The organism is Streptomyces sp. NBC_00341, assembly GCF_041435055.1.
Taxonomy (GTDB): Bacteria; Actinomycetota; Actinomycetes; order Streptomycetales; family Streptomycetaceae; genus Streptomyces.
The window spans coordinates 151375-178206 of record NZ_CP108002.1 but is presented as its reverse complement, the minus strand read 5'-3'; the positions used below and the strand labels follow the sequence as shown (position 1 = coordinate 178206).

Here is a 26832-nt window from a genome sequence, read left to right as displayed (position 1 = left end):
GCAGATGTCCCGCATTACCCAGGTCGAGGTCTTCCCGGTCGCCGTACCGTTCGCCCGCAGGTTCGTGCTCGGCAGCGGAGCCGTCGGCGCACCCGACGCCGCGCCGGACCAGTCCGCGGCGGTGATCTTCGTCAAGCTGACCACAGAGGACGGCGTGGTCGGCTGGGGAGAGCAGCGCGCGCTCCCCAGCTGGAGCTACGAGACCGCCGAGACGATGGCCGTCATCATCCGCCGCCACCTCGCGCCGATCCTGCTCGAACTCACCCCGTTCGATGTCGAGCTCTTCCAACGGCGCGCCGCCCAGCGCCTCAGTCCCGCGGTCTCGAACGGCTTCCCGTTCGCCCGCGCCGCGGTCGACGTCGCGATGCACGACGCGGCCGGCAAACTCGCGGGCGTCCCCGTGCACGCGCTGCTCGGCGGCAAGGTGTACGACGAGATCCCGCTCTGCTCGGCGATCGGGGTCGGCGACCAGGACGCGGTCCGCGAGCACGTACTCCAGTCGTCGGACTACGCGGCGTACAAGATCAAGATCGGTGGCGACCTGGACGCCGACACGGCGGCGATCGAGACCGCCGCGGAAGTCGCCGACGGCAAACCGCTGTGGCTCGACGCGAACCAGTCGTACCGCCCGGCCGCCCTCAAGCAACTCCTCGACCGGACGGCGCACATCAGCACGATCCACTGTGTCGAGCAACCCGTGCCGAGCACCGACACGCTCGCGATGAGCCGGCTGCGTGGGCTCATCGACCTGCCGGTCGCGATCGACGAGGGCAGCTTCTCCGCCCAGGACCTGGCGCGCGCGATCCGGCTGGACGCGGCGGACCTGGTCGTGATCAAGGTCTGCAAGTCCGGGGGACTGCGCAACGCCCTGAAGACCGCCCAGACCGCGCTCGCCGGCGGTCTGGAGATCCTGGCCAGCGGTCTCACCGACTGCGGAATCGCGTTCGCCGCCGCACTCCACGTCTTCAGCCAGCTTGAACTCGCCCTGCCCGCCGAACTCAACGGGCCGGAGCTCCTGACCGACCTGTACGTCGACGGGCTGACCATCACCAAGGCCGTCGCGACGGTCCCCACAGCCCCTGGACTGGGCATCGAGGTCGACGAGGAGCGGATTCGCGCCGAGTCGGTCGACCTGCTCTATCGCTGAGGAGAACCATGATCAGTAAGCTGTCCCGCCGCAGCTTCCTCGAGCTCAGCGGCCTCGCCGGCATCGGGCTCGCCGCAGCCGGCTGTTCGTCCGCCCCGTCCTCCGACAGGGCGACCTGGTCCATGTGGTCCAGCAGCGCCGCGGAGACGAAGGTCTGGGAGGACTTCGGCACGTATGTCGAGAAGCAGCTCGGCGTGCGCTCCGTCGCCACCCTGACCCCGTCGAGCGGCTACTCGACCAAGCTCGACCTGCAACTCGTCAGCGGCACCGCGAGCCTGGTCACCGCGCTCAACGGCACCCTGATCCCGACGTACGCCGCCCGCGGCGCGCACCGCCCGCTCGACGACCTGATCGCCGCCGACCCCGACTTCGACCTCGACGACTTCTACGAGACCAGCCGGCGGATCTCGAGCTTCAACGGGCAGACGTACGGCATCGGTTTCGACGTCGCGCCGACCGTCATGTACTACAACAAGGACCTCCTGCAGAAGCAGGGCATCCCGCTGCCGTCACGCACCGAACCGATGTCGTGGGCGACGTTCCGCGAGCTCACCAAGCAGCTCACCAAACCCGGTGAGCAGTACGGCTTCACCTGCGCGCCGCTGATCGGCGACCTGGTGTCGTGGATCTACTGCGCCGGCGGAAACGTGATGAGCGCGGACGGCGGCCGGAGCATCCTCGGTGAGCCGCGGGCGATGGAGGGCCTGCAGTTCGTCATCGACCTGTTCGCGAAGGACAAGGTCACACCGCCGATCAAGAACCTCGTCACCGAGAACTCCCTGTCGAACTTCCTCCAGGGCAACGTCGCGTTCCTGCAGAACGGGCCGTGGCAGGTGGTCAACGCGCGCAAGGCGAAGTTCGACTGGGACGTCATCCCGTTCCCGGCCGGTGCCGCCGGGAGTACGCCGCGCGTCTCGGGCACCAGCTTCGCGATTCCGTCGGGGGTGCGCGAGGGCGCCGAACTCGACCTCGCGTGGAAGCTGCTCAAGACGCTGACCAGCACCGGTGCGCTCGACATCTACGCCGAGGCCGGCCGCAACAACCCGGCGCGGCGCAGTGCGGGCAGCGCGTTCCAGCCGCCGCCCGCCAACCTCGGGATCGTCCAGAACATCCTGGCCGGCAAGCTCGCCGGCGGGCACGCCTACGACGTCACCACGAACTGGAACCAGGTCGAGCAGCTGCTCGGTCAGGATCTGCCGCGCGCCTTCCTCGGCCAGGTCGGCATCCGCGAGGTCATCGACGGCCTCACCCCACGCCTCGACGTACTGATGCGTCAGCATCGCGACACCGTCAGCCAAGCCACGGCCAGGAAGAGGTGATCGCGATGGCTGTCGGTACCCCGCCCGCCACAAGCACACCCGTACCGCTCACACCCGCTACCGCTCCGCGCCGACGCAGCCGTGAGGCGCTCACCGCCTGGCTGTTCCTCCTGCCCAGCCTGATCGGCTTCGTCGTCTTCACCGTCGGCCCGGTCGTCGCGGCAGGCGTGATCTCCCTGCTGGACTGGAACCTGTTCAGCTCGCCCACCTGGGTCGGCCTGCGCAACTTCGCGCGCCTCGGCCCCGATCCGACGTTCTGGTCGGCGCTCGGCAACACGGCGTACTTCACGCTGGTCAGCGTGCCGCTGACGATCCTGGTCAGCCTGGCACTGGCGTTGCTGCTCAATCAGGGAATCCGGCGGATCGCCGTCTTCCGGTCCCTCCTGCTGTTGCCGTACGCGACCATCACGGTCGCGGTGGCGTTCGTCTGGATCTGGCTCTACATCCCGCACGACGGCCTGGTGAACACCGTGCTGGGATGGTTCGGCATCAGCGGTCCGGCCTGGCTGATCTCGGACAACTGGGCGATGCCGGCCCTGATCGTCATGAGCGTGTGGAAGAGCTTCGGCTTCGGCATGGTCGTCATCCTGGCGGGGCTCCAGACGATTCCGCAGCAGCTCTACGAGGCCGGACGCGTGGACGGTGCGTCGCCGTGGCACAGCTTCCGGCACATCACGCTGCCGATGCTTTCCCCCGCACTGTTCTTCGTCGTCGTCACGTCGGTGATCGGCTCGTTCCAGGTCTTCGACCAGGCCCTGATCATGACGAACGGCGGACCTGGCACCCGGACCACCACGCTGGTCATGTACATCTACCAGACGGGCTTCAAGAACTACGACCAGGGGTACGCCGCCGCGCAGTCGCTGGTGCTGTTCGCGTTCATCGTGCTGATCACAGCGGGCCAGTTCCTCTTCCAACGGAAGCTGGTGCACTATGACAAGTGAGACCAAACCTGTTGTCAGGCGCAAACTAGTCGTCTTCGCCTGTTTCCTGGTCACGGCGGTCACGCTGATCCCGGTCGTGATGATGGTGCTGGTGGCGTTCCAGTCCGACGACGAGTCGATGGCCGCGAAGCCGTCGTTCTGGCCGAGCAGCTGGCACCCCGAGAACCTGACCCGCGTCTTCGATCTCGTCCCGCTCGGCAAGTACCTGCTGAACACCATCTACTTCGCCGCCGGGACGACGATCCTCGAAACGGTCACCGCGGCGCTCGCGGCGTACGCGTTCGCCCGGCTGAACTTCCCCGGCCGCAGCTGGCTGTTCGGTGTCTACCTCGCCACGTTGATGATCCCGTCGCAGGTGACGCTGATCCCGCAGTTCGTGCTGGTCGCGAAGCTGCACGCCATCGACACCTGGCCGGGCATGATCGTGCCGCACGCGTTCACCGCGATCGGGGTGTTCCTGCTCCGGCAGTTCTTCCTCGGCATCCCGCGCGACTACGAGGAGGCGGCCCGCCTCGACGGCGCGAACCGCTGGCAGGCGTTCGTCCGCGTGATCGTGCCACTCGCCCTGCCGGCGCTCGCGACCCTGGCGGTGTTCAAGTTCATCGGACAGTGGAACAACCTGCTCTGGCCGATGATCATCTCGAACAGCGACGCCACCCGCACCGTCCCGGTCGGCCTGCAGGTGTTCCAGGACATCAACGGCACCCAGTGGAACCTGCTGCTGATGGCGGCCACCGTCACCACGATCCCCCTGATCATCCTGTTCTTCCTCACCCAGCGCTGGTTCGTCCGCGGCATCACCATGAGCGGTCTGGGAGGCCGTTGACGCCGGATCTCCGGCCCGCCCCCCCCCGGCCGACCGTGCGCGAGCCGACCGCGCCGTGCCCCTCAAGAGAAAGGCAGCACCAGATGCAAACGGTCCTGTTCACCAAGCTGTTCGGCGACCGCGAAGTCGCCGAGACCGTCGACACGATCGCAGGTCTCGGCTTCGACGGAGTCGACCTCCTCATCCGGGACGGATTCACCGCCTCCCCGACGAATCCCGCCGACATCTCCAGCGCGGTCTCCCGCTGCCGCGAAGGCGGACTGTCCGTCCCGCTGGCGACGACCGACCTCAGCGATCCCGCGGCCTACCCGGCCGAGTCCGTGCTCGAAGCCTGCGCCGCGGCCGGGATCGGCACGGTTCGGCTCGGCTACTGGAAGTACGACCCGAACATGCGGGTCACCGAGCAGATCGACCGGGCCAGGCGCGATCTCGACGCCTTGGGCGACCTCGCGGAACGAGCCGGTGTCCGGCTCGCGCTGCAGCTGCACGGCGGCACCGTACACAGCTCCGGCGCGCTCGCGCACCGGCTGCTCGACGGGCGCGATCCGGCCACGTTCGTCGCCTACCCGGACCCCGGGAACCAGGCGGTGCAGGAGGGGCGGGAGAACTGGCGGCTGACCTTCGACCTGCTGGCCACCTGGCTCGGCTGCGTAGGAGTGAAGAACGGCGGCTGGTACCCGGCCGCCCCCGACCCGAGCGGCCGTCGGGCGTGGGCCTCCGACTGGTTCGGACTCGCCGACGGCATGGTCCCGTGGCCCGAGATCATCGCCCACCTCCGAGCAGCTGACTTCGACGGTGTGCTCACCCTGCACAGCCACTACGCGCTGCCCTACGCACAGGCGCTCGACCAGACCCGGACCGACGTGTCGTACATCCGGCGGCTGGTGACCGGATGAGCCTCCCGCCTCCGCGGGGCCCGCTGAGCGGGCACACGATTCTCGTCGCCGGCGCCAGCAGCGGCATGGGACGAGCGACCGCGCAGACGCTGGCCGGACTCGGTGCCGACCTCGTGCTCGCCGCCCGGCGGGCACCGGAGCTGGCCGAAGTGGCGGACCGCCTGCGCGGCGGCGGCACACGCGTGCTCGACGTCCCCGGCGATCTGGCCGGCCTCGACGCGGCACAGTCTGCCGTCGAACGCGCCACCGCGGAGTTCGGCGGACTGGACGCGGTGGTCAACTGCGTCGGTGCGAACGTGACCCGACGCTCACTGGACACCCTCTCCGAGAGCGACTGGCGTGAGCTGTTCCGGGTGAACGTCGACGCCGCGTTCGCCCTGACCAGGGCAGCGGTCCCCGCGCTGAAGCGGCGCGGCGGCGGGGTGCTCGTCCACGTGTCGTCATCGGCCGCGAAGAGGCCGGACCTGTCCGGCGTCGGCTACCAGGCGGCCAAGGCCGCCGTGGCCGCACTGGCCCACGCCGCCATGGAGGAGGCTCGCGCCGACGGTGTCCGGGTCAGCGTGATCTACCCCGGATTCACCCGGACCCCGATGATCGCCAAGCGTCCGACGCCCCCGACGGCCGATCAGCTGGCACACGCGCTGCAGCCGGAGGACGTGGCGGCGATGGTCGCCGCGATCCTGCAGCTTCCACCTCGGGCGTACGTACCCGAGCTGATGCTCTGTCCCAGCCGGTCATGACCGCCCTACCGAACGAGAAGACAGCCCCCGGCACGCCGTGCCGAACGCCGTTCACCCGCCGCACATCGCCGGACAGACACCCGATACCTACCCGCTTCAGGAAGAGACGAATGATGCACGAGATCAGCCGACCGCTCGAAGGCGAGCCGTCGCACTACGAAATGATGGACGATCAGGCCGGGAGGCAGGCATGAGCCGGACACCGACACACGGACAGACAACCGGGCTCCGCTCGTTGAACCTCCAGGGGCGCAGGGCCCTGGTGACCGGCGGCGGTACGGGCATCGGAGCGGCGGTCGCGATCGCTCTCGCGGACGCCGGCGCCGACGTGGCGCTGACCTACAAGACCCACGACGGCCACGAGGTCGCCGACCGGATCGCCGCCACCGGAAGGCGGGCGCACGCCGCGCCGCTCGACGCCACCGACCCAGCAGCCGTGGAAGCGGCGGTCAGCACCGCCGCCGCACAGCTCCAGGGCCCGATCGACATCCTGGTCAACAACGCCGGCGGTCTCGTGGGCCGGCACAGTCTCATCGAGATGCCCGACGAGCACTGGCACACCGTCCTGAACCTGAACCTCACCAGCACATTCCTCGTCACCCGTGCCGTGGTGCGCCAGATGGGCCCGGGAGGCGGCAGGATCGTCAACATCAGCTCCCAGGCCGCACGCAACGGTGGCGGACCGGGCGCCTCGGCGTACGCCGCGGCCAAGGCGGGCATGCACGGCCTCATGCTCGCCTGGGCGAAGGAGCTCGGCGCGCGCGACATCACCGTCAACACCATCGCGCCGGGCTTCATCGGGGACACCCCGTTCCACGCGACCTTCACACCGCCCGAGTCCCAACGCGCGGTGATCGAGGCGACACCGCTGCGCCGAGCCGGTGTACCCGAAGACGTCGCCGGCGCGGTGCTGTACCTTGCGTCCGACCTCGGCGGGTTCTGCACCGGCGAGATCATCGACGTCAACGGAGGTGCGTACCTGTGACGCGCCCAACTTCGCCGGTGCGCGCGGTCCTCGTCGGCGCCGGACATCGCGGCGTGCTCTACTCGCGCTACGCGCAGGTCGCGCCCGACCAGCTGACGATCACAGCGATCGTCGAGCCCGACCCGACGCGCCGAGAGAGGTGGGGCGCGGAGTTCGACATCCCCCATGCGGCCCGGTACGCATCGCTGACCGACCTTCCGGACGCGGGCGTGCTCGCAGAGGCGGCGATCGACGCAACGATGGACCAAGACCATGTGCACACCGCCACCCGGCTGCTCGCCGCCGGTTACGACGTGCTGCTGGAGAAGCCCACCGCACAGAGCGCTCCGGAACTCATGACCCTGGCGCAGGCGCAGCGGACGTCCGGGCGGACCTTGATGGTCTGTCACGTGCTGCGCTACGCACCCTTCTACAGCGAGGTCAAGCGCCGCATCCTCGCCGGCGAGATCGGTGAGCCCCTCAGCATCGAGATGGCCGAGCACGTCAGCTACGACCACATGTCGATGGCGTACGTCCGAGGCCGCTGGGCCAACTCCGAGCAGTCGGGCTCCTCGATACTGCTTGCCAAGTGCTGCCACGACCTGGACCTGATGACCTGGTTGTGCAACGCGGCAGCCCCGGTCCGCGTCGCCGGCTCCGGGTCCCGTGGCATGTTCATCCCCGAACGGGCGCCGCAGGGTGCGGGCACGCGGTGCCTGTCCGACTGCTCGATCGAGTCGACGTGCTCGTACTCGGCGCGTCGGCTCTACGTCGAGCTGAACAAGTGGCAGGAATACGTCTGGGAGCAGGCCGAGCACCTGAGCCCGGACCCTGACCTGGACCAGAAGCTCGAATCGCTGCGCACCGACAACCGCTACGGCCGCTGTGTGTGGCGCGCCGACAATGACGTGCTCGATCGCCAGACCGTGAGCGTGGAGTTCGCCGACGGTGTCCTCGGATCCTTCGTGCTGGCGACCAACACCCCGGCTTCGAGCCGCACGCTCCACGTGGTCGGAACCGCCGGTGAGATCTCCGGCGCCCTGGAGGAGGGGACGCTCAGGGTCCGCCGCATCCGCACCGACGCGGCTGCTTCGTTCGACGAGGAGATGGTCAACACGTCGGTGACCGACGACATGCACGGTGGCGGTGATCACTTGCTCGTTGCGGACTTCGTCCGGGTCGTGCGCGGAGAGCCGGCCAGCGTGTCGAGTACGCAGTTCGCCGACTCGGTCAACGGCCATCTGCTGGTCTTCGCCGCCGAACGCGCGCGACAGCAGCACCGCTGGGTCGAGCTCGCGGAGCTGCAGACCGCGATCGACGCGTGATGCGACGCGCCATCGGACCGTCTCGGAGCCGGGCGCCGATACGGCCCACGAGAAACCAGGAGCATTGATGATGGGCGCCGACATGGGCTACTCGGCCTGCGGCTGGTACGGAATCGGGGCCGGTTCCCCGACCCTGATCTCGCCGGTCGTCCCGGGTCTGGTGACCGCCGTCATCGCGGGCGCGATCGGCTTCGGTGCGAACACCGTGCTCGGCGCCCATCGCACTCATCGCGGCACTCATCGCGCCCCGCTCCCGGAGGTCTCCGACAACAAGTACCGGCACCTCGGGGCGGCCGTCCCGGCCATCACCCGCGAGACCGGGGGAGGCGTCCTCACGAGGCTCAGTGACGCGCTGATCAACCAGCACCCGACGGAGGCAGCACGATGAATCTGTTCAACCTGGCCGGGCGGACCGCCCTCGTCACCGGCTCCAGCCGCGGTATCGGGTACGCCCTCGCCCAGGGTCTGCTCGAAGCGGGCGCCCGGGTCGTCGTCCACGGGCGCGGCGTCGAGGCGGCGGAGGCCGCGGCGGTTCGGCTGCGGGAGATCACCGGCGGCGAGGTGCGGGTGGCCACCTTCGACGTGACCTCCCCGGACGAGGTGGACTCGGGGATCGGGCGGATCGAAGAGGTCTGGGGCACCCCGGACATCCTGGTCAACAATGCCGGCATCCAGCGCCGGGCGGCCTTCACCGAGTTTCCGATCGCCGACTGGAACGAACTGGTCGCCACCAACCTGACCAGCGCCTTTCTGGTAGGGCAGCGGGTCGCCCGCGGCATGGTCGCCCGTGGCAGCGGCAAGATCGTCAACATCGGGTCGGTCCAGAGCCGACTGGCACGGCCCGACATCACCCCGTACAGCGCCACCAAGGGGGGCATCGTGATGCTGACCCAGGGCATGTGCGCCGACCTCGGTCCGCACGGCATCCAGGCCAATGCCCTGGCCCCCGGCTACTTCGCCACCGAGCTGACCGAGCCCCTGGTCGAGGACGTCGACTTCAGCGCCTGGGTCGCTCAGCGGACACCGGCCGGCCGGTGGGGGCGGGTGCACGAACTGGTCGGCGCACTGGTTTTCTTGTCCTCGTCGGCCTCGGACTTCGTGAACGGGCAGACGATCTACGTCGACGGTGGCATGACGGCGGTGGTGTGATGATCATGGATGTGCTGCCACGGCCTCTCACCGGGTTCGCGCAGAACAAGCCCCTGAACGCCCATCCGCTACCCCACCGGACCCGGCACAAGCCGGTGCGCTCCGCCATCCGCATCGAAGGACCGCTCGTGATGCCACTCGTCCCCGGCGACGCCATCCCGACTGGCACCCCCGGCACTGTCGTACCCGTCCAGCCCCGTGACGTCGTCGAGATCCTGGTCGACGGCATCGGTACGCTCTCGAATCCGGTGGTCCGACCATGACTCCTCCTGTCTCGTCCCCGGCTGTCGTCGTCCACGCTGCGGACGACCTACGGATCGACGACGTTCCCGTCCGGACCCCCGAGCCCGACGAGGCCGTGGTCGAGATCGTGTACGGCGGCATCTGCGGCTCCGATCTGCACTACTGGACGCACGGCGCTGCCGGCGAGTCGATCCTGCGGGCACCGATGGTGCTCGGTCACGAGGTAGTCGGCATCGTCGCGTCAGCGGCCACCGACGGGTCCGGCCCCGGTATCGGTACGAGGGTCGCGGTGCATCCGGCCTCCCCGGCCGGCCAAGGGGCCACCCGCTATCCGGCCGACCGGCCGAACCTGTCACCGGGTTGCACCTACCTGGGATCTGCGGCCAGGTCTCCGCACACGGACGGGGCGTTCATCCGATACGCGACCTTGCCGAGCCGGATGCTCCGGGCGCTGCCCGACGGTCTGGCCCTGCGGACGGCAGCCACGGCAGAACCCGCGTCGGTGGCCTGGCACGCCGTCTCCCGGGCCGGAGACGTGACCGGCAGGACGGCTTTGGTGGTCGGTGCCGGGCCGATCGGTGCGCTGGTCGTCGCCGTGCTCAAACGGGCGGGCGCGGCGGAGATCGTCGTGGTCGACCTCCATGATCATCCGTTGACGGTAGCCAGGGCACTGGGCGCCACCCGGACCCTGAGCGCCACCGACACCGACGCGATCGCCGCGGTACAGGCCGACGTGGCGATCGACTCCAGCGGCAACCACCACGGTCTGGCCGGCGCCATCCGCGGCACCGCCCGCGGCGGACGGGTGGTGATGGTCGGGCTGCTGCCGGCCGGCGATCAGCCGGTGCCGATGTCGGTGGCCGTAACTCGCGAGCTGGAGCTGGTGGGCTCGTTTCGGTTCAATGACGAGATCGACGAGGTGATCGCGGCCCTTGCCGACGGCAGCCTGGTGGTCGACGCGGTGATCACCCACGAGTACCCGATCAGTGAGGCGCTGGAGGCCTTCGCAATGGCCAAGGACGCCTCGCGGTCGTCGAAGGTGCTGCTGCGGTTCTGAGTACCCGGTATGCCACCACGGCCCCCGGAAAGTGCATCTCTGCGGGGGCCGCTCCTTCCTGAACGTTTCCGGCTGCTCATCCGTCATAGCAACACCACTCAGAGGGGACGGTTCATGAGAGGACGCCTACGCCCCGTGCCGCTCAGCGTCCGACGCCGGCGATGCCCGGAGCCCCCGATTCCACAGAAAGACGCGATAGGCCTGGCGACGACATTGACGTTCCGCGCGTGCGGGCGGTCCTGGCCCTGGGAGGCGTTGCCCTGGGACCACCTGGACGATGGGGTGCAGGAGGTTCGGCTGAAGCTGCTGGAGCAGCAGGCCGGGCCCGGACGCGCAGCGGTCCGCAATCCGTCCGCGTGGAGCGGCGTCGTCGCCTCCCGCGTCGCAGCGGACCGGCAACCGGTCGGGGAAAAGGGGACGGTGGTCTGCAGGCGCGCCTCGCCGCCCGCTGGGCGAGACAACCCGCCACGGAGCATGAGGACGAGCAACGAACCCTTGCTCTCGAAGTAGCCACTGGACTCGCCGGCCTGCCGGCCCACCACCGACAACTGCTGACGCTGCGCCAGCCGACTGCATGCGGCCGTAGGTGCCTTGCGCACACAACTCAGCGAGACGAGGTGATCTACGATGACTCGACCGACTGAGGACGAGGAGAGCCGGCTTCGCCGAGCGTTTTCGCTCATCGGCGAAGCTGTGGCCGTCCCGGAGTCCGCCGAGGAATTCGGGCAGGGCGAGGCACCGCGGAAAAGGGCATCCTCCCGGCCGACACGGAAGAGGGGACGAACGGTCCTCTGGACCGCGGCAGCTGCATGCGCGGCCGTCCTTGTCATTGGGGTGGCTGTCGCAGCGAGTGGCGGCTCTTCGGCCCCCTCTGCCGGCGGGACGACCCGCGGACAGACATTCCCCGAGCTCTTGGCGTGCTCGAATAGCATCGTTGAGGGCACCCTGAAAGATGTCCGCGCTGTCAGCAACGGGCGTGTGCGGGTGACCATGTCGGTGGACCGATGGCTCAAGCCCGAGAACGGACTCGACACAGCCACCTTCGCCCTGGCCGACCCCACCGTCAGAGACCCGGAAGAGGCTTACGGCCGGGGCGACCACGTGCTCATGGTGATTCCGTCGAACCATGACCAGATCGCGACAACCTTCCCCCTCCAGGGGCAGGAAATCCCAGCGACCCGTGACCGGATCATCCGCGCGCTGCCAGGAGTAACCGCCGCGGACTGCCCGACCGCCTTCCGCTGACCCGGCGTGTTGGGTGTGGAGCGTAAGGGACCCGCCAGGCGCCGGCCCGGCTCGACGGTGCCGGATGGCGCCGCCTTGCGGGCGGGTGTCCGAGGTCCTGGCAGAACCCCCTGCAGGCGAGGAGGCGCCGCCGGCCGGGATGGCCGGTGAACGGCCTGCGCGTGTCGCCGGGGAGCCAGGCGAACGTCCGTTTCACCAGCCACCTTTTCTGCTGCACCACGGAGCCCGCGGTAGCGTCGGTGCGTCTGACCACCGTCAGCGCGATGCGCAGCACGTCGCGAGCGAGGTCGACCAGGCGTCCGGGGTAGCCGCCGTCGGCCCACACCGGCGAGATGCGCCAGTACCGTTCACGGAGCCGCTTCAGCAGCGTCCGGCCGGCGTCGCGGTCGGTGACGGGTGCGGCGGTGACCATCACGGTCAGCACGAGCCCGAGGGTACCCACGGCGATGTGGCGCTTGCGGCCGTTGACCTTCTTCTTCCCGCCGTCGAACAAGATCGGGATGACAGCGGCTTCCCGTACTGGAGTTTAATTCGCTGGTGAGCGGCGAAGCCCGTCCCGAACACTGCTGCCATGGCAGTAACGCAGCAACTCGCACGAGTGACGACGGAGTACTTGATTTTCTGCCGACAGGCAGCAGAGGTCTCGCCGGACGCCAACCCCCAGTGGGACCCGCCGAGAGCTGACTGGATCGATCTCGACTGGTCGCCCGCGTCCCTCCGGCAACTCCTCAAGCTGGCCAAGGTCGGACCGGCGGCGGTTGCGGCACTCGAACGGTCCACCAACGGCGATGCGCTGATCGATGTCTCCTACCTCGACCATGACGATGCCGTGGGCACCTTCGGTCCTCCGCCCAGAGCCGTCGCCCCCGCCGCGGTAGCGGAGATAGCCACCACACTCGCTGCGGTCGACTGGGAGGCTGTCATCGCGGCGCTGCCGGCGGGCGCCCAAGAAGCAGCAACTGCTCTGGGAATGAGCATCACCGGCGACCCTCGGCCGTACCCCACCGGCCACTTCGAGGCACTCCGCACCTTCTACCAACAGGCGGCTGAACGGCGGCTCACCGTCGTCCTGTGGTGGGACTGAGCCTGGCCTGGAACAACGAAGAGGGTCAAGATTCTGCGGATCGTCCTCATTGGCTTCGGAGCGGCTTGGATTCTCGTTCGAGCGGCAGGCCTCGTGATCGGTATGACATCGGCTTCTGAAAGTGAAGGAAGCCAAGTGGACGCGGAGGGCGGCTTGATGGTCTTCGTCTCGTTCGACGAGACCGCCCTCGCGGCCGCCGACAGCGACCGCGTTGCTGTCGGGGCGAGCGTCTTGGGCCCGCCGCTAGCCGTGTCCGGGGCCTGGAGCATGCCCGTCACATCCGTACGCTGCCCGCCACCGGCGGCGACCACCTGCCCGTCGCCGGCGGCGACCACCTGCCCGTCGCCGCCTCGGTCACCCTGCACCGACCGGCACCCCCGGCAGATCACCGAAGACGGCCGAGGCTTCCGGGGTACAGGTACTTCCGTTCCGGGACGGTGGTGCCGTGTGCCCAGGCGTCGAAGAATCCGGTGAGGTCCGGCCCGCCGGAGATCTTCTTCGCGAGTGCTTCGAACTGGGGCCAGGTGGCGTTGCCGTAGCGGTGCTCCTTCTGCCACTGCCGGAGGGTCCCGAAGAAGGCGGCGTCCCCGATGGTCCGCCGCAGGGCGTGCATCATCATCGACCCCTTGTCGTACAGCGCCGGGTCCAGCTCCTTGCCCTGGCCCGGGTCGTAGAGCTTCACGTTCCAGAAGCCGGGGTCCTGTTCGCTCTGCTCCACCATGCCGGCGTAGAAGCCGGTGTCGAGGTCGGCGCCGCCCTTCTCCTCTCACAGCTGGTTGGCGTACTGGGCGACGCACTCGGCGATGCAGCCGTCACGCCAGTCCGAGAAGGAGACGCTGTCGCCGAACCACTGATGGGCGTACTCGTGCACCATCGAGGCATCGAACATCATCCCGCTGTACGTCGGACGGCTCTGCGTCTCCAGCGCGAGGGGGCCGTTGCCGCCCGCGTCGGCTTCGCCGTTGATGACGATGCCACCGGCCGAGGAGAAGGGGTACGGGCCGAACTTCGAGGCCAGGAAGCCGATGATCTCCGGGAGCAGCGCCTCGGACTCCGGGTCGATCACGGCGCCGGGGCTGTAGGCGTTGATGACCGGGGTGCCATCGGCCAGTTTCGACGTGTGCACCGTGAACTTGTCGATGGCGAGGGTGCTGAGGTAGGTGGCGAGCGGCTTGTCCTCGTACCAGCGGAAGGTCTTTCTCCCCTTGGCCGGGGAGGTGGTCGGGCCGGGGCGGCCGTTGCCGATCACGGTCCAGGTGCCGGGGACCGTCGCGCTGAGCCGGAACGTCGCCTTGTCGGACGGGTGGTCGTTGGCCGGGTACCAGACGGTGGCGGAGTGCGGCTCGCCGGTCACGCTCACCCCGCCGTTGGTGAGCCGGTGCCAGCTCTCACCGACAGGCTTGCCGGAGTAGCGGACGCGGACCGCGAATTTCGCGCCCTTGGCGATCAGGCCGGCCGGGGTGATGACCAGTTCGTGTGCACCGCTGCGGGTGACGCTTCTGACGGGAACGCCGTCGACAGTGACCGAGCCGACCCGGAAGCCCTCCAGGTCCAAGTGGAATCGGTCGAGCCTGTCGGTGGCCGTGGCGGTGACCGTGGTGTCGCCGTCGAGGTGGCCGGGGCGGGCCGGGTCGTAGGCCACGCGGACGTCGTAGTGGGAGACGTCGTATCCGGGGTTGCCGTCGTCGGGGAAGTACGGGTCCCCCACACCGGACCCGCCGCCGGTGGTGGCCGCGGAGGGCACGGCGGTCAGCAGCACGCTGCCTGCCAGGATGCCCACCACCGTGGGGTATCGGTGCCGTTTCGTCGTGCTGCGCATAGGTCCTGCTCCTGACCGTAGGGGTCGTGGTCGGTGATCAGTGGGTGGCGAGCTGCCAGGTCACGCCGAGAACGGCGTTGGTGCTAACGGTCTCGGTCCCGGGGTCCACGTTGTCGATGCGGTCGCATGCGTCGTGGAGGCAGTTGCCGACGCCGGTGGTGAAGCCGGAGACCGGGATTCCGGCGTCGCCGAACGACTCGTGGTCCGAGCCGCCGATGCCGATGTCGAAGGTGGGCAGGCTCTTGGCCGCGAAGTACGCCTCGAACGCGTCCGTGGCCCTGGGGTCGTCGTGGACGACGAGCCACTGCTGCACGTTCTTGCTGCCGGTCATGTCGAAGTTGAGGTAGACGTCGATCTTCTTCCGTCCGGCGGCGGAGAGCTTGTGCACATAGTCCTTGGAGCCGATCAGGCCCTGCTCCTCCGCTCCCCACCACGCGAACCGCAGATGCCGCTTCGGCGCGACACCCGCCCGCGACATCGCGACGGCGGTGGCGAGCACGGCGGCCGAGCCCGAGCCGTTGTCGTTCATACCGGGCCCGGCCTCGACGCTGTCGAGGTGGGCGCCGACGAGCACGACGTGGTCCGGGTCGCCTCCCGGCAAGTCCGCGATGAGGTTGTGTCCGAGGACGCCGTTGTGCGTGAAGGGCCGCAGGCTGGTGCGGAAGCCCGCCTTGTCCAGTACGCCCTTCACATACGCCAGCGACTCCTGGAAGCCCTTGGTGCCGTGGGCGCGGTTGCCTCCGGTGCGGTCCGCGATTGACTGCAGCGCCCGCAGGTGCGGCATGACCTGCTCCGTGGAGACGAGGGGTATCCGTGGCGTCTTCGGAGCGGTGGGTTCGGCCGACGCGGCGGCGGGGACGGCGACCAGTGCCGCACACAGACCGAGTACCGCGGCCGTGTGCCGCATGCGGCTGAGTATCTTCATGCGTGACTCTCTCCTTGAGGGCAAGGCGGGATCTTCCGGCGTGGAGCCGGAAGAAGAGAGAGTCGCTGGGTGATGTCAGAAAACTGTCAGAAACCTGTGGCCGCGCAGTAGTCGTCATCCGGGGGAACCACGCGCTCCGTGCAGCGGCGGATACCGCCGATCGCCCCCGCACCGGGAGCCTTCCTTCAGCGTGGCGCGGTCGAACGGTCCGCTCTCCTCGAAGAGGCGCGCGACGCGTTGGAGGCGGCCGGGATCAACGAGGCCCACGGCGGGGGAGTCCTGGCCTCGGCTCGTCCCCGCGATCGAACAGTGCACTGCGTTCTTGCCGGCACGTTAGAGGGACCACCCCGGCTACAGCGACTGCGGTCCCGTTCCCAGGACAGGGGGACGGATCAGCGCCGGACCATCGTCGGACCATCGTCGGCGGCGAGGCGGTCGGGGCACGTCGCCTCCCCACACCCACGGGCCGTCAGGGCGGCTGAAGGCAGGCGCGTATGAGGCCCTCCCGCCCGGTCCGTATGTGCTGTGAGAGGTGATCAGGTGTGCGCGGCGGTGGTGATCTCCTCTTCCGTCCAGCCGGTCACCTCGATCAGCCGCCCGTCCAGCGGCCCACCGGTCAGCTCGCGGTAGTCGCCGCCGGGCTGCGGCCCGGCCGCCGGCTCATCTTGCTCGCTGCCGTACACCCTCGGTCCCTGTGTCACGCGACCGGTCTGGTGCGACGCGGGGTCCACCAGCACGGAGCCGGCGCGGCCTCACCGGGAAGAGCCCTGCCCACTGCACATGACGGCACACCTGTCCCGTACAACCCTGAGGGCCCACCAACAGTCCATACCTGCACCGAACGACGTGGGTGCATGCGCGTACGCGTCTGAACGCCTGCCCACTCGCGCACCCGCGCCGACGGATCAACCGATTTCCGAATGCCGTACCACCGACATCCGGCCTGCCGCAGGAGAAGAAGACCCACATGCACCAGAGCCTCCGTATCGCCACCGCTGCCGCCACCGCGGCCGCGTTCACCGGCGCGCTGCTCGTCGCCGGTGCGGCCAGCGCCTCCGCCGCGCCTTCCGGGCTGCAGGGCGACTTCAACGGAGACGGCTACCGCGACCTCGTCATAGCCGCGCCCATCGGTAAGATCTCGGGCAAGGAAGGGGCCGGTTACGTCACGGTCGTCTACGGAACCAAGAGCGGCCTCGACAAGTCCAAGCACACGGTCATCAGCCAGGCCACCGCGGGAATCCCCGGCACTCCGGAGGCCAGTGACTACTTCGGTGACCGGCTCACCACGGGCGACCTCGACGGCGACGGGTACACCGACCTCGTGGTCGGTGTGCACTCCGAGCGGATCGGCTCCACCGACTCGTCCGGTGTCCTCACCGTCATCTGGGGCGGGGCGACCGGCCTCAAGACCGGCACCGACATCGCGTCCCCGCTGCCCAAGTACCGGAACGAACTCGGCTGGGCCCTGGCGGCCGGCGACTTCGACGGCGATGGACACACCGACCTCGCCGCCGGTAGCAACTCCACCCCGAGCCTGAACATCTTCAAGGGCCCCATCTCCCGTACCGGCAAGGCCGCTGCACTCGTCGGCATCGACACCACCGCCGCCACCGGCATCTACCCGGACAAGCTCGTCGCCGGCAACGTCAACCGGGACGGCGCGGCCGACCTCCTCGTCATGGGCCAGCAGGAGAGCGGCAACACGTACGCCACCCGCAGCGTCCTCTACAAGGGCAGCTCCACCGGCCTCAAGGCGTCGAGCAAACTCGCGGGCGGCTACACGGCGGCCATCGCCGACGTCGACAAGGACGGTTACGGGGACATCATCACCGGCAACTTCATGGAGAAGTCAGCCGGGGAACCGAACGGCGGTCCGGGCGGTGCGGTCACCGTGACGTACGGAAGCGCCTCCGGACTCTCCACCCGGACCCCTGTCCGGATCACCCAGGACACCGCCTCGGTCCCGGGCACCGCCGAGAAGAACGACCACTTCGGGTGGAGCGTGTCCGCGGGTGACACCAACGGCGACGGGTACGCCGATATCGCAGTCGGCGCCCCGGGTGAGGCCCTCGGATCAAAGCAGTCGGCCGGCACGGTCACGGTGCTGCGCGGCTCGGCCAAGGGACTGACCGGGACCGGCTCGAAGAGCTTCTCCCAGGACACAGCGGGGGTCCCCGGCGCCGCCGAGGCCCGTGACGAGTTCGGCGGCTCAGTATGGGCCACGGACAGCAACAACGACGGCCGTGCGGAACTGGTGGTCGGTGCCGCCGCGGAGAACAACGGCGTTGGTTCGGTCTGGCTGCTCAAGACGGGGGCCAGCGGTATCACGGCGACCGGATCGACGTCCTTCGGACCGGGATCGGTCGGCGGGCCTGCCGGGATCTCCTACTTCGGCGACAACTTCGCCAACTGATCGCTTGGGCTCTGACGGAGCCCTTGGGCCCGGGTCGTGCCCACGTACGCTCAGGTTCTGCCCCTGTGCGTACGGTGGTACGTCCCCGCCCCCGGCCGGCCGCCCGGATGTTCGCAGCCACGACCATCGCCTCCCCGAGCGCCGCCCGGCACAGCAGCGAGCCGAGACTCACCCTGCGCACCCCCAGTTCGCCGAACTGGGCGACCGAGGGCCGGCACGTGGTCGACCCGGACCGCGCTATCCCGAGCCCGCCCGCCGTCGACACCGTGCGGCTGCGGACACCCCGTCCGTTGCGGAGGGGCCGCCAGGTCCCGCTGGAGGTGGAGCGAGTCGATCTGCGACTCTCCGGGAATCCCCCAGGGGGCCGAGTCATCGTGCAGGACGTAGAGGCAGCGCTTCCAGGAAGTCCGCTCGCGGCGCCCGCCGCTACGGCGGTCCGGTTGCCCTCCTGACGGCCGCGACGACGTTCAGCGCAGGTGAGATGTTCGCCCAGGTCCTCATCGACCGGCCCGGCGGGACCGTCCACATCGGGGCGAACAAGTAGGGCGTCTTCTCCGACACGCCGCACGCCGCCCGACGGCATGGCGGTCTGGCTTCCGAACGAGGAGTTCCTCACCCGCCGGGGAGAGACCTTCGACGGCGCGGGAATCCCGCCCCACATCCGTACACCGGTCTTCACCGAGGCGGAGTTCGCGACGGACCGGGACTCGGCCTTCGACGCGGCGGTCGCGTGCTCCGGGACCAGAAGCTGTCGTGAGGCGCCACGCGCCCGTTCGGCGTGTCGTGGAACAGGGACTGTGCGGGGCCGCCCCTGGGGAATGACGGACCTGCTAAGGGGAGGTGACGCGCCACGCCGCCTCGATCATTTCGAAGATCTCGTCCACCGCGGCCTGCGGATCGGGCGCCTCGCGGGCCAGTGCGTACGCGTCGATCACGAACCTCGCGATCGTCCGGCAGGCCGTTGTGGTCCGTGCCAGGTCAGGATCGGCGGACATGGCCGTTGCCAGCGTCTCCGCATGGCGCAGCCTCATCGACTCCTCGTACTCCCGCAGAGCGGGGGACCCGACGACCATGTCCCAGACCGGGGCGTTGCCGTCTGCGGTGCAGTGGCGCACCAGGGCGTGGATCTCGCGGCGCAGCGGGGGGAGGAGTGGCTCGTGCGGCGCCCGTCCGGTGACCGCCTGGGTGAGGCGCTGCTCGAAGTCCGTGTCCTGCTCGAACACCAGGGCCTCTTTGGAGGCGAAGTGGGAGAAGAGGGTGGTGACGGCTACATCGGCTTCGGCGGCCACGTCACGGATGCCCACCGCGTCGTACCCGCGTTCCATGAAGAGCCGGAGGGCGGTGTCGGCGATCTTCTGGCGGGTCGCGGCCTTCTTGCGCTCACGGCGTCCGGACTCAACGGTCATGCGTTGACACTAGCAGGTAGTAAATGCTAACCGTTTCAAAAAGCTAACCGTTAGTGTTATGTTCCCGGTATGAAGAAAGTGAACTTCGCCGAGTTCGGCGGTCCGGACGTCCTGCGACTCATCGATGCCGAGGAGCCCCACGCCGGCCCCGGCCGGATACGCGTCGCCGTGAGGGCGGCGGGCGTGAACCCCGTCGACTGGCGGATCCGGGAAGGACAGGTTCTGGGCGCCCACCCGACCGAGTTGCCCGCCGGAGTCGGGCTGGACGCCGCCGGGGTCGTGGACGAGGTCGGTGAGGGCGTCGACGGGATCGAGATCGGCGACCACGTGTTCGGCGAGGGCTCCAGTACGTACGCCGAGTTCGCCGTCCTGTCAGCCTGGGCCCGGATGCCCGAGGGGCTGCCGTTCGAAGAGGCGGCCGGGTACCCCTCCGTGATGGAGACCGCGCTGCGCGTCATCCGCGAGGTCGGTGTGCTGCCGGGGCAGACGCTGCTGGTCAGCGGTGCGTCCGGGGGAGTCGGGTCGGCGGTGCTGCAGATCGCCCGCGACCGTGGCATCGCGGTGATCGGCACGGGAAGTGCTTCGTCCCAGGATTATCTGCGGGGCCTGGGCGCCCTCGCCACCACGTACGGCGAGGGCTGGGCCGAGCGGGTGCGGCAGCTCGGCCGGGTCGACGCCGCTCTCGATCTGGCCGGTTCGGGAGTGATCCGCGAGCTCGTCGATCTGACGGGGGATCCGCAGAAGGTCGTCTCCATCGCCGATCTTCGCGCGCCGGAGTCCGGGGTCCGGTTCTCCGGCGTGGCCGGGAGCGTGCCGGAGGCGCTCGCCGAGGCCGCCCGTCTCATCGCGCGAGGGAAGCTCCACATCCCGGTCGAGAAGTCGTACACGCTCGCCGAGGCCGCAACGGCCCACATCGACAGCCAGGCCGGCCACACGCGCGGGCGTCGGGTCATGGTCGTCTGACCGGCTCCACGCGCCAGCCGTGACCGGGAGGGGACGGGCACGGATGGGGACCTGGCGCGGTTGCGAGCCCGGTAGGCGAAGGTGCCCGGCGTACGCGGTGCACGCACGCCGGGCTCCACCTGGCCGTCTGCAGGCTCGAAGCCATCGAGCCGTTGGCCGAGTTCGGGTAGGGGCAGGGATCTCCTTGTGGATGCCCGGTTCAACGGCGGGACGAGTGGGGAGCCGGCCAGGTGCCGGGGCGTCGGTGGCCCCGGTGCTGCGGCTGGCCGGTACCTGCGGCTGCCGGCCAGCGCGGCGAACACCTTTGGTGACAGGGGAGCATGTGTGCTGGTGGTACGGCATGTCGGGCCGTTGTCGACCTGTTCCACGACATCTCAGCCCCTGACCCGCTCCCGCTGCTCCGTGCCTTGATCAACTCACCTCGACATACCAACAAGATCAATGAGCAGAGTCCCCGCGCTCAGACTCCCACCTGGGGCCCGTCACGAAGCGGCTCAGCCGATAGGTGGCCGGCAGCGCCAGGCGCCCGCACAGCGTGTCGATCCGGATCATCGAATCGTCGACTCCTGCTTCTCGGATGTCGCGCAACCGTATGTGCAGCTCCGCCTGGTCCCGAGTCTCAACAATCACTTCCCACTCGGTGATCATTTGCCAGATCCACGGCCTAGTAGTCGGCGGAGTAGTTAAGGAAGTTGGCGACGGCGGGTACGGCGCGCCGACGTCCGAGTTTCTGCCGGAGGTCGTTGAGGGTGCTGGTGCCGCGTGGGGAGGTGACGCCTCCCAGGCGGGCGACGGCGCTGTGGGAGGCGTCTATGTCGCCGAGGGCGAGATGGGCCTCGGCGAGGCGTGCGAGGTAGATGGAGTGTCCGCGGGGGAGGGCGTCGCCGGTGCATGCCTCGCCCTCACTGCGGTGGGCGGTGGAGACGTCCTGGAAGTGCGTGAGGGATTGGCGGCGGTTGCCAAGGTTGAGGGCGGAGCTGCCCAGGAGCCGGTGGGTTTCGCCGAGGCCCCTGTTACCTACGGCATGGTCCGTGCGCACATCGCTACTTTGCGCGGGGCTCCATCCGGGCCGCCGCCCCGGCCGCCGACGGTGCGGCAGGTGACCGGCTGGATCACTCGGCATCCCGCGACTCTGACCGAGGTAGACCGCGCCGGGGTTGGAGCTGAAGCCGGTCACACCTCTACATGGAGGAACTCACCACGCGAAGAGCGGCGATACGTCCCAGGCTGGGGCCGGTCCGGGCCTTCCCTCAACACCCACTGCGCGTGGGTTGCCAGGCCAGGTACGCCCGTTGTCAGTGCCGTGCAGCAGAATCCGCTTCACTGACTCCGTCGTGGCCACGGCACCCGGTACGAGAAGAGGACCCCTGTGCGTTATCTGCTCCAGTTCGACCGTCTCCATCCGGACGAACAGCTGACGTCCCCGTCGGGGAGGTTCGTGCTGCGCTGCGACTCGGCAGGTGTCGCCGTGGTCACGGACACCGACCGCGACCGGGTCGTCTGGCGGGCGGGTGCGGCCGGACGACTGCTGCTCGGACACGGCTACGAGGTCGTCGTAGAGGCCGGGGAGGACTACGAGACGGTCTGGCGCTCGGGCTTCGCCATGCCCGGTGCGCGGTACCTGATCCTCACGGACTCCGGCGAGCTGGAACTCGTGGACGGCTCGCACGTTCGGGTGGCCAACATACGCACCGGCCCCATCCACGCTGTGCCCCTCGGGGATGCGGCGCCCGCGGCTGCCATCACCGCGGATGCGTATCTCGTCCGCGACGGGAAGATCCGCCGGACCGTGGCCCGTGAGCAGGACGGATGGCTGAGGATCTGTGAGAGCTGGACGGGCGGGGGCGGAAGCTATGCGCTGACCAGTCCTCTGGTCGACTGGCTGGAGCAGGAAGGCACCGTGCTGACCTGGCGCCTGCACATGGCGGGCGGTTCGAAATCCAAAGGCTGGATGCTGTGCCTGGTCGACTCCGACGGCACGGTCCTGTGGCACGAGGGCACCCAACGCCCTCATGAACCGGTCCCCCTGGGAACGCCCTACGCCTACGGCGGACCCGCGCTGGAGGCGGGAGGGCGCCTGCGTAACCAGTCTCTGACGTCTCCCGCCGGTACCCACACTCTGGTCCACCAGGGCAACGGTGACCTGGCTCTGTACTGTCACACCGAGGATCGTGCCGTGTGGACTACCGGCACCGAATGGGTGGACGGTGGATGGGCCGAGCTCTCCGAGAACGGCGACCTGTCGGTCCGTAACACCCACGGCGCCCGGGTGTGGAGCTCTGCCACGGCCGGTTCAGGGGCCCGCCGCCTCGTGGTCCGTGACAACGGTCGTGCCGAACTCCTCGACATGGACGGCCGGTCGATGTGGTCGACAGGCACACACACGTCATGCGACGGTCCCGCTGTCGACACCCCGCGGGGCGCGGTGCTGCGCCGGGGGCAGACGCTCGGACGGCACTCCCTCACCTCCCCCGACGGAAGCACGGTGCTTGGGCACTGGGACGAACGGCGTCTCGTGCTGTTCGGGGCGAACCACACCTGGCTCTGGTACGCGCACCTCGGCGAGACGGCCCGGCCAGGACTGCACCTTGACGAGGACGGCATGCTGCGCGTTCTTGACGACGAAAGCTCTCCGCTGGGTGGGCCGGCCGACGAACTGCGTGTAGAGGAAGGCGAAGTGATCCTGTGCCGTGCCGACGGCACCGTCGTCTGGCGCAACGGCGAGGCGGTGGCCGAGCCCACCGTCGTTCCGGAGGAGCCGGCCGAGGACTTCGAGGCATGGATGGAGGAACTGACAGGCCAGGTCAGTTACTGTGCGACCGTCGTGCACGACACGACGCCCGACGAAGCCCTGACCCGGCTGGGAGCGGACCCGGCGGGCATCCGCACCGGCACCTGGAACGACCTTCGCACCCAGAGCGAGATCGACGGCGCCAGCGTGGAGGACGTGCGTGTGGCCGCGTTCGCCCTTGGCCCGCACACCCTGGTCGTCGAGGACAACGGCCTGTTGGGAATCGGTAGCCCGGCGCTGTCCCAGGGCACTTTCGCGGTCTCCAACTACAGCAGTGTCAACGCGGACACCTACTTCGTGGTCCACCGCGACGGCGAGACGGTCGCCGACCACTCCGACAACGGCAGTGAGGAGCCGACCACACCAGAGGTCGAGGCGGCCATGGCAGCGATGGGCTCAGACGACCCGCTGGACGCCGCCTTCCAGGACGGCCTCGAACTCCTCTGCCGGACGGCGGGCGTCCGCCCGACGGTCGCGGACGTGACAGGGGAAGCCCGGTTCACGATCATTGCGGCGCCCTGAACAAGGCACCGGATCATCCAGAGCACGGACAGCCTCACCTCCGCTCACGGGGAGCAGGATCCGGCGGTCCAGCGATCGCACAGCAACCGACCCTGCCCTGGCGGCTGATAGATCATTTGCGGGACAGCCCTTAGACATCGCTTCTTATGGCGTGCATGCTCGTTGGTCTGTGCATGACGGGTCTGGTTGAGCGGTTGGTGCCGGATGAGTTGTAGGTGTTGTTCCGGCGGGTGGTGCCGCCTACGGAGGTGAGGCGTCCGCAGGGTGGGGGTCGGCGTCGGGACGGCGATCGTGAAGTCCTGGCCGCGATCGTCTTCGTGGCTACCTCGGGCTGTACGTGGAGGCAGCTCCCGCCGGTGTTCGGCCCGGCCTGGCAGACGGTCTATCGGCGGTTCGCCCAGTGGACCGCGGATCGGGTTCGGGCCCGGCTCCACCCTGTGGTCCTGGACGAACTGGGGGCGCGGGGTGAGCTGGACTGGTCGCGGTGCGCGATCGACTCGGTCAGCGTTCGGGCGGCAAAAGGGGGCTTCTGACGGGACCGAATCCGACCGATCGCGGCAAGTTGGGATCGAGAATCCATCTGGTCACCGACCGGAACGGACAAGGGCTACGACTATGACCACCTGCGGCGATGGCTCTGCAAGCGCGGCATAGGCCCCCGCATTGCCCGGAAGGGCGTCGAGTCCTCCGCCCGGCACCGCTGGGTCGTAAAGCGATCCGTTTCCTGGCTGGCCGGCTGCCGTCGCCTGCACCGCCGCTACGAATGCAGGCCCGAGCACTTCCTCGCCTTCGTCGGCATAGCCGCGCCCCTTATCTGTCACCGCCGACTCGGGAGGCCGCCGAGCCGCCCGCAGGAGCCAGTCGACCGCCCTTCGGGGGCTGGTCAGTCGCGGCGGGGGCCGATGACGGAGGCCCCGTCGTGCACGGTGATCGCCAGGGCCGGGCAGATGTCGGCCGCGTCCAGGACCCGTTCGTCCGGCTCGGTCCCCTCGGCCCGCACGCGGGCGCGCTCACCGTCCAGTGCGAACACCTCCGGAACTGTTCCGGCGCACATCCCGGAACCCTGGCAGAGCTTCGGGTCGACGCGTACGTTCCAGGTCACGGCGCTCACCACTCCACCGGCATGACGCGCGGACCGCGCACCAGCATCTCGGACTTCCAGGTGACATCGCCCGCCAGGCGAAGTTCCGGGAAGCCCGCGATGAGGGCGGACAGCGCCTCCTGGAGTTCCAGCCGGGCCAGCGGGGCGCCCAGGCAGTGGTGGACCCCATGGCCGAATCCGAGGTGCTGGTTGCCCTCCCGGGCGACGTCGAGCACGCCCGGGGCGGTGAACCGCAGCGCGTCGCGGTTGGCGGCGCCCACCGCGACCAGGACGGGGCTGCCCGCGTGGACCAGTGTTCCGCCGACCTCGATGTCCTCGGTGGCGTACCGGGGCTGGCCTGCCCCGCTGCCCAGGGGCACGAAGCGGAGCAGCTCCTCCACGGCGCTCGGTACGAGCTCCGGCTCGGCCCGGAGCCTGGCCAGCTGGTCCGGGTGGTCCAGGAGGGTGAGGACGAAGTTGGGGATCTGGGACGCGGTGGTCTCGTGCCCCGCTACCAGGACGGCGACGCAGAGATCGATGAGTTCCAGTTCCGAGAGCCGGTCGCCGCCGTCGCGGGCCTCGATGAGGGCCGTCATCAGGTCGTCCTGCGGCTCCTGGCGGTGGAGCTCGATCAACCCGGCCATGTAGGAACGGAGTTCGGCGCGGCTCGCGTCGAACTCCTCGGCGGTGAGCGAGCTGGTCGACAGCGCGTCGTCGCTCCACACGCGGAACCGCGGCCGGTCCTCGGTGGGCACGCCCAGCATCCGGCAGATCACGGCGACCGGCAGCGGCAGCGCGAAGAGGTCGACCAGATCGGCGGGCGGTCCGGCCGTCCTCATCCCGTCGAGCAGGCCGGCGGTCAGCTCGCGGACCTGGGGGCGCAGCTTCTCGACCTGGCGGACGGTGAACGCCTTGGCGACCAGGGAGCGCAGCCGGGTGTGGTCCGGCGGGTCCATGCCGAGGATTCCGCCGTCGCGCTGCCCCTCGGACTGACGGGGCTCGTCGTGCGAGGCGGCCGCCGCCCGGCTGAAGCGCTGGTCACCGAGGACCAGCCGGGCATCGGCGTAGCGCGTGACCAGCCAGGCCGGTTCTCCGTACGGCAACTGGACCCTCAAGAGGCCCGATCGGTCGCGGACGCGCTCATAGGCATCGGAGAGCTGGAGTCCGTCAGGGGTGTTGAAGGGGTAGGCAAGGGGCGCGATATCTGCGGTCGTCACTGCGGCCTCCCGGTTGTAAGCAGCTGCTTACAACGGTAGGAGCGTCCTCCGAGAGCAGTCAACAACGCTTTACAGCCGTTATCCTGACGGGCCGTCCGAGAGGAATCCCGCCATGGAATCCGGTTCCGCACCGCCGCCCGAAGAGCGCCGCAGGGATGCCCGGGCCACCCGTCGCCGCCTTCTGGAGGCGGCCCGTGACCTGTTCGCGGAGCGGGGCTACGAGGGGACGACGGTCCGGAGCATCGCCGCGCTGGCCGGGGTCAACCAGGCCCTGCTGTTCCGGTATTTCGGCTCGAAACGGGGTTTGCTGACGGAAGTCGTCGCTCTCGGCGGGCTGGAGCAGTTGCGCGAGACGCCGCCCGAGGAGCTTTTCGAGACCGCCCTGCGCTCGATGCTGACCCGGAGCGCGGAGGGGGCGGAGGACCGTTCCCTGGAGGTCTATCTGCGCTCGGTGGGGCGTGGCGACGAGGCAGCCGGAACCCTGCGGGAGCTGGGGGAGGAGTACCGGAGTGCGCTGGCCGGGCTCTCCGGTGCCCCGGACGCGGTGCTGCGGGCGGATCTCGCCATGGCCTGGCTGCTGGGGATCGGGCTGATGCGGACGGTCGTCGCGCGGGAACCGCTGGCAGGTGCCGAGCCGGACGACGTCTGCCGTCTCGTCCTCGGCACGCTCGGCCATCTGTGGTCCGCGACGCCGGGCGACGGCGAGGTGCGGAAAGGTCCCGGGGCGTAGGCACCCTTGTCCGCGGCCCGACCATC

General features: G+C 69.3%; 27 protein-coding genes and 2 pseudogenes. 19 read left to right on the top strand and 10 right to left on the bottom strand.

Annotation, left to right across the window (positions count from 1 at the left end):
* Positions 1-4 precede the first annotated feature (4 nt).
* From OG892_RS00830 to OG892_RS00770, 13 genes are all read left to right on the top strand, one after another.
* Positions 5-1147 (top strand): mandelate racemase/muconate lactonizing enzyme family protein, encoded by a 1143-nt coding sequence (locus tag OG892_RS00830; RefSeq protein WP_073738810.1) that lies wholly within the window; start codon positions 5-7, stop codon positions 1145-1147.
* A gap of 8 nt (positions 1148-1155) precedes the next feature.
* Entirely contained in the window at positions 1156-2466 is a 1311-nt protein-coding gene (locus OG892_RS00825; RefSeq protein ID WP_073738809.1) for a sugar ABC transporter substrate-binding protein, read from the top strand.
* 5 nt (positions 2467-2471) lie between these two features.
* Positions 2472-3410, top strand: a complete 939-nt coding sequence (locus OG892_RS00820; RefSeq protein ID WP_073738948.1) for a carbohydrate ABC transporter permease — start codon at positions 2472-2474, stop codon at positions 3408-3410.
* A complete protein-coding gene (locus tag OG892_RS00815; RefSeq protein ID WP_328868233.1) occupies positions 3400-4236 on the top strand; it encodes a carbohydrate ABC transporter permease in 837 nt (278 codons plus the stop codon). The genes OG892_RS00820 and OG892_RS00815 overlap by 11 nt, the downstream gene beginning before the upstream one ends.
* A gap of 83 nt (positions 4237-4319) precedes the next feature.
* Positions 4320-5132, top strand: coding sequence for a sugar phosphate isomerase/epimerase family protein (locus tag OG892_RS00810; protein WP_371628163.1), 813 nt, complete (start codon positions 4320-4322; stop codon positions 5130-5132).
* Positions 5129-5872 (top strand): SDR family oxidoreductase, encoded by a 744-nt coding sequence (locus tag OG892_RS00805; protein ID WP_328868235.1) that lies wholly within the window; start codon positions 5129-5131, stop codon positions 5870-5872. The genes OG892_RS00810 and OG892_RS00805 overlap by 4 nt, the downstream gene beginning before the upstream one ends.
* Before the next feature lie 190 nt (positions 5873-6062).
* Positions 6063-6857: an SDR family oxidoreductase gene (locus OG892_RS00800; RefSeq protein ID WP_328868236.1), complete on the top strand. Its 795-nt coding sequence runs from the start codon at positions 6063-6065 to the stop codon at positions 6855-6857.
* Positions 6854-8161 carry a Gfo/Idh/MocA family protein gene (locus OG892_RS00795; RefSeq protein WP_371628164.1) on the top strand — a complete coding sequence of 436 codons (1308 nt, stop codon included), beginning with the start codon at positions 6854-6856 and terminating at the stop codon, positions 8159-8161. Before OG892_RS00800 ends, OG892_RS00795 begins: the two co-directional genes overlap by 4 nt.
* A gap of 67 nt (positions 8162-8228) precedes the next feature.
* A complete protein-coding gene (locus OG892_RS00790; RefSeq protein ID WP_371628165.1) occupies positions 8229-8549 on the top strand; it encodes a hypothetical protein in 321 nt (106 codons plus the stop codon).
* The gene (locus tag OG892_RS00785) at positions 8546-9310 is read left to right on the top strand and encodes an SDR family oxidoreductase (RefSeq protein ID WP_371628166.1); all 765 of its coding nucleotides are present in this window, start codon (positions 8546-8548) and stop codon (positions 9308-9310) included. Before OG892_RS00790 ends, OG892_RS00785 begins: the two co-directional genes overlap by 4 nt.
* Before the next feature lie 11 nt (positions 9311-9321).
* Positions 9322-9573, top strand: a complete 252-nt coding sequence (locus OG892_RS00780) for a fumarylacetoacetate hydrolase family protein (protein ID WP_371628167.1) — start codon at positions 9322-9324, stop codon at positions 9571-9573.
* Complete coding sequence (locus tag OG892_RS00775; RefSeq protein WP_328868239.1) at positions 9570-10610, top strand: L-idonate 5-dehydrogenase; 1041 nt, start codon at positions 9570-9572, stop codon at positions 10608-10610. The genes OG892_RS00780 and OG892_RS00775 overlap by 4 nt, the downstream gene beginning before the upstream one ends.
* Positions 10611-11237: 627 nt before the next feature.
* Positions 11238-11855: a hypothetical protein gene (locus tag OG892_RS00770; RefSeq protein WP_073738799.1), complete on the top strand. Its 618-nt coding sequence runs from the start codon at positions 11238-11240 to the stop codon at positions 11853-11855.
* Here OG892_RS00770 and OG892_RS00765 read toward each other — a convergent pair.
* Positions 11800-12345, bottom strand: a pseudogene (locus OG892_RS00765) (transposase); the annotation flags it as partial. The gene OG892_RS00770 and the pseudogene OG892_RS00765 overlap by 56 nt on opposite strands.
* An 81-nt stretch (positions 12346-12426) precedes the next feature.
* Here OG892_RS00765 and OG892_RS00760 point away from each other — a divergent pair.
* Positions 12427-12939: a DUF1877 domain-containing protein gene (locus tag OG892_RS00760; protein ID WP_371628168.1), complete on the top strand. Its 513-nt coding sequence runs from the start codon at positions 12427-12429 to the stop codon at positions 12937-12939.
* Between the two features lie 385 nt (positions 12940-13324).
* On the opposite strand, the gene OG892_RS00755 is transcribed toward OG892_RS00760, so the two are convergent.
* From OG892_RS00755 to OG892_RS00740, 4 genes are all read right to left on the bottom strand, one after another.
* Positions 13325-13660: a M1 family aminopeptidase gene (locus tag OG892_RS00755; protein WP_371628169.1), complete on the bottom strand. Its 336-nt coding sequence runs from the start codon at positions 13658-13660 to the stop codon at positions 13325-13327.
* 45 nt (positions 13661-13705) lie between these two features.
* Positions 13706-14758, bottom strand: a complete 1053-nt coding sequence (locus tag OG892_RS00750; protein WP_371628170.1) for a M1 family aminopeptidase — start codon at positions 14756-14758, stop codon at positions 13706-13708.
* A gap of 37 nt (positions 14759-14795) precedes the next feature.
* Positions 14796-15683, bottom strand: a complete 888-nt coding sequence (locus tag OG892_RS00745; RefSeq protein ID WP_371628171.1) for a M20/M25/M40 family metallo-hydrolase — start codon at positions 15681-15683, stop codon at positions 14796-14798.
* Between the two features lie 536 nt (positions 15684-16219).
* Positions 16220-16384 carry a hypothetical protein gene (locus tag OG892_RS00740; RefSeq protein WP_371628172.1) on the bottom strand — a complete coding sequence of 55 codons (165 nt, stop codon included), beginning with the start codon at positions 16382-16384 and terminating at the stop codon, positions 16220-16222.
* Positions 16385-16650: 266 nt separating this feature from the next.
* On the opposite strand from OG892_RS00740, the gene OG892_RS00735 reads away from it, so the two are divergent.
* Entirely contained in the window at positions 16651-18096 is a 1446-nt protein-coding gene (locus OG892_RS00735; RefSeq protein WP_073738795.1) for an FG-GAP and VCBS repeat-containing protein, read from the top strand.
* A gap of 830 nt (positions 18097-18926) precedes the next feature.
* Here OG892_RS00735 and OG892_RS00730 read toward each other — a convergent pair.
* Positions 18927-19502 (bottom strand): TetR/AcrR family transcriptional regulator, encoded by a 576-nt coding sequence (locus OG892_RS00730; protein WP_073738794.1) that lies wholly within the window; start codon positions 19500-19502, stop codon positions 18927-18929.
* Between the two features lie 69 nt (positions 19503-19571).
* Here OG892_RS00730 and OG892_RS00725 point away from each other — a divergent pair, with 69 nt between their 5' ends.
* Positions 19572-20465: an NADP-dependent oxidoreductase gene (locus OG892_RS00725; protein WP_073738793.1), complete on the top strand. Its 894-nt coding sequence runs from the start codon at positions 19572-19574 to the stop codon at positions 20463-20465.
* Between the two features lie 438 nt (positions 20466-20903).
* On the opposite strand, the gene OG892_RS00720 is transcribed toward OG892_RS00725, so the two are convergent.
* On the bottom strand, positions 20904-21113 hold the full coding sequence (locus tag OG892_RS00720) for a hypothetical protein (protein ID WP_073738792.1): 210 nt from the start codon (positions 21111-21113) through the stop codon (positions 20904-20906).
* A gap of 16 nt (positions 21114-21129) precedes the next feature.
* Complete coding sequence (locus OG892_RS00715) at positions 21130-21504, bottom strand: hypothetical protein (protein ID WP_371628173.1); 375 nt, start codon at positions 21502-21504, stop codon at positions 21130-21132.
* Between the two features lie 330 nt (positions 21505-21834).
* Here OG892_RS00715 and OG892_RS00710 point away from each other — a divergent pair, with 330 nt between their 5' ends.
* Together OG892_RS00710 and OG892_RS00705 are read left to right on the top strand one after the other, a co-directional pair.
* Complete coding sequence (locus tag OG892_RS00710) at positions 21835-23778, top strand: DUF6461 domain-containing protein (protein ID WP_371628174.1); 1944 nt, start codon at positions 21835-21837, stop codon at positions 23776-23778.
* Positions 23779-23993: 215 nt separating this feature from the next.
* Positions 23994-24608: pseudogene (locus tag OG892_RS00705) on the top strand (transposase); the annotation flags it as partial.
* 53 nt (positions 24609-24661) lie between these two features.
* Here the strand turns inward: OG892_RS00705 and OG892_RS00700 are convergent.
* Together OG892_RS00700 and OG892_RS00695 are read right to left on the bottom strand one after the other, a co-directional pair.
* Complete coding sequence (locus OG892_RS00700; RefSeq protein ID WP_079193667.1) at positions 24662-24880, bottom strand: ferredoxin; 219 nt, start codon at positions 24878-24880, stop codon at positions 24662-24664.
* A 5-nt stretch (positions 24881-24885) separates the two neighbouring features.
* Positions 24886-26076 (bottom strand): cytochrome P450, encoded by a 1191-nt coding sequence (locus tag OG892_RS00695; RefSeq protein WP_073738790.1) that lies wholly within the window; start codon positions 26074-26076, stop codon positions 24886-24888.
* Between the two features lie 112 nt (positions 26077-26188).
* Between OG892_RS00695 and OG892_RS00690 the strand changes: the two genes are divergently transcribed.
* The gene (locus tag OG892_RS00690) at positions 26189-26806 is read left to right on the top strand and encodes a TetR/AcrR family transcriptional regulator (RefSeq protein WP_073738789.1); all 618 of its coding nucleotides are present in this window, start codon (positions 26189-26191) and stop codon (positions 26804-26806) included.
* Positions 26807-26832 lie beyond the last annotated feature (26 nt).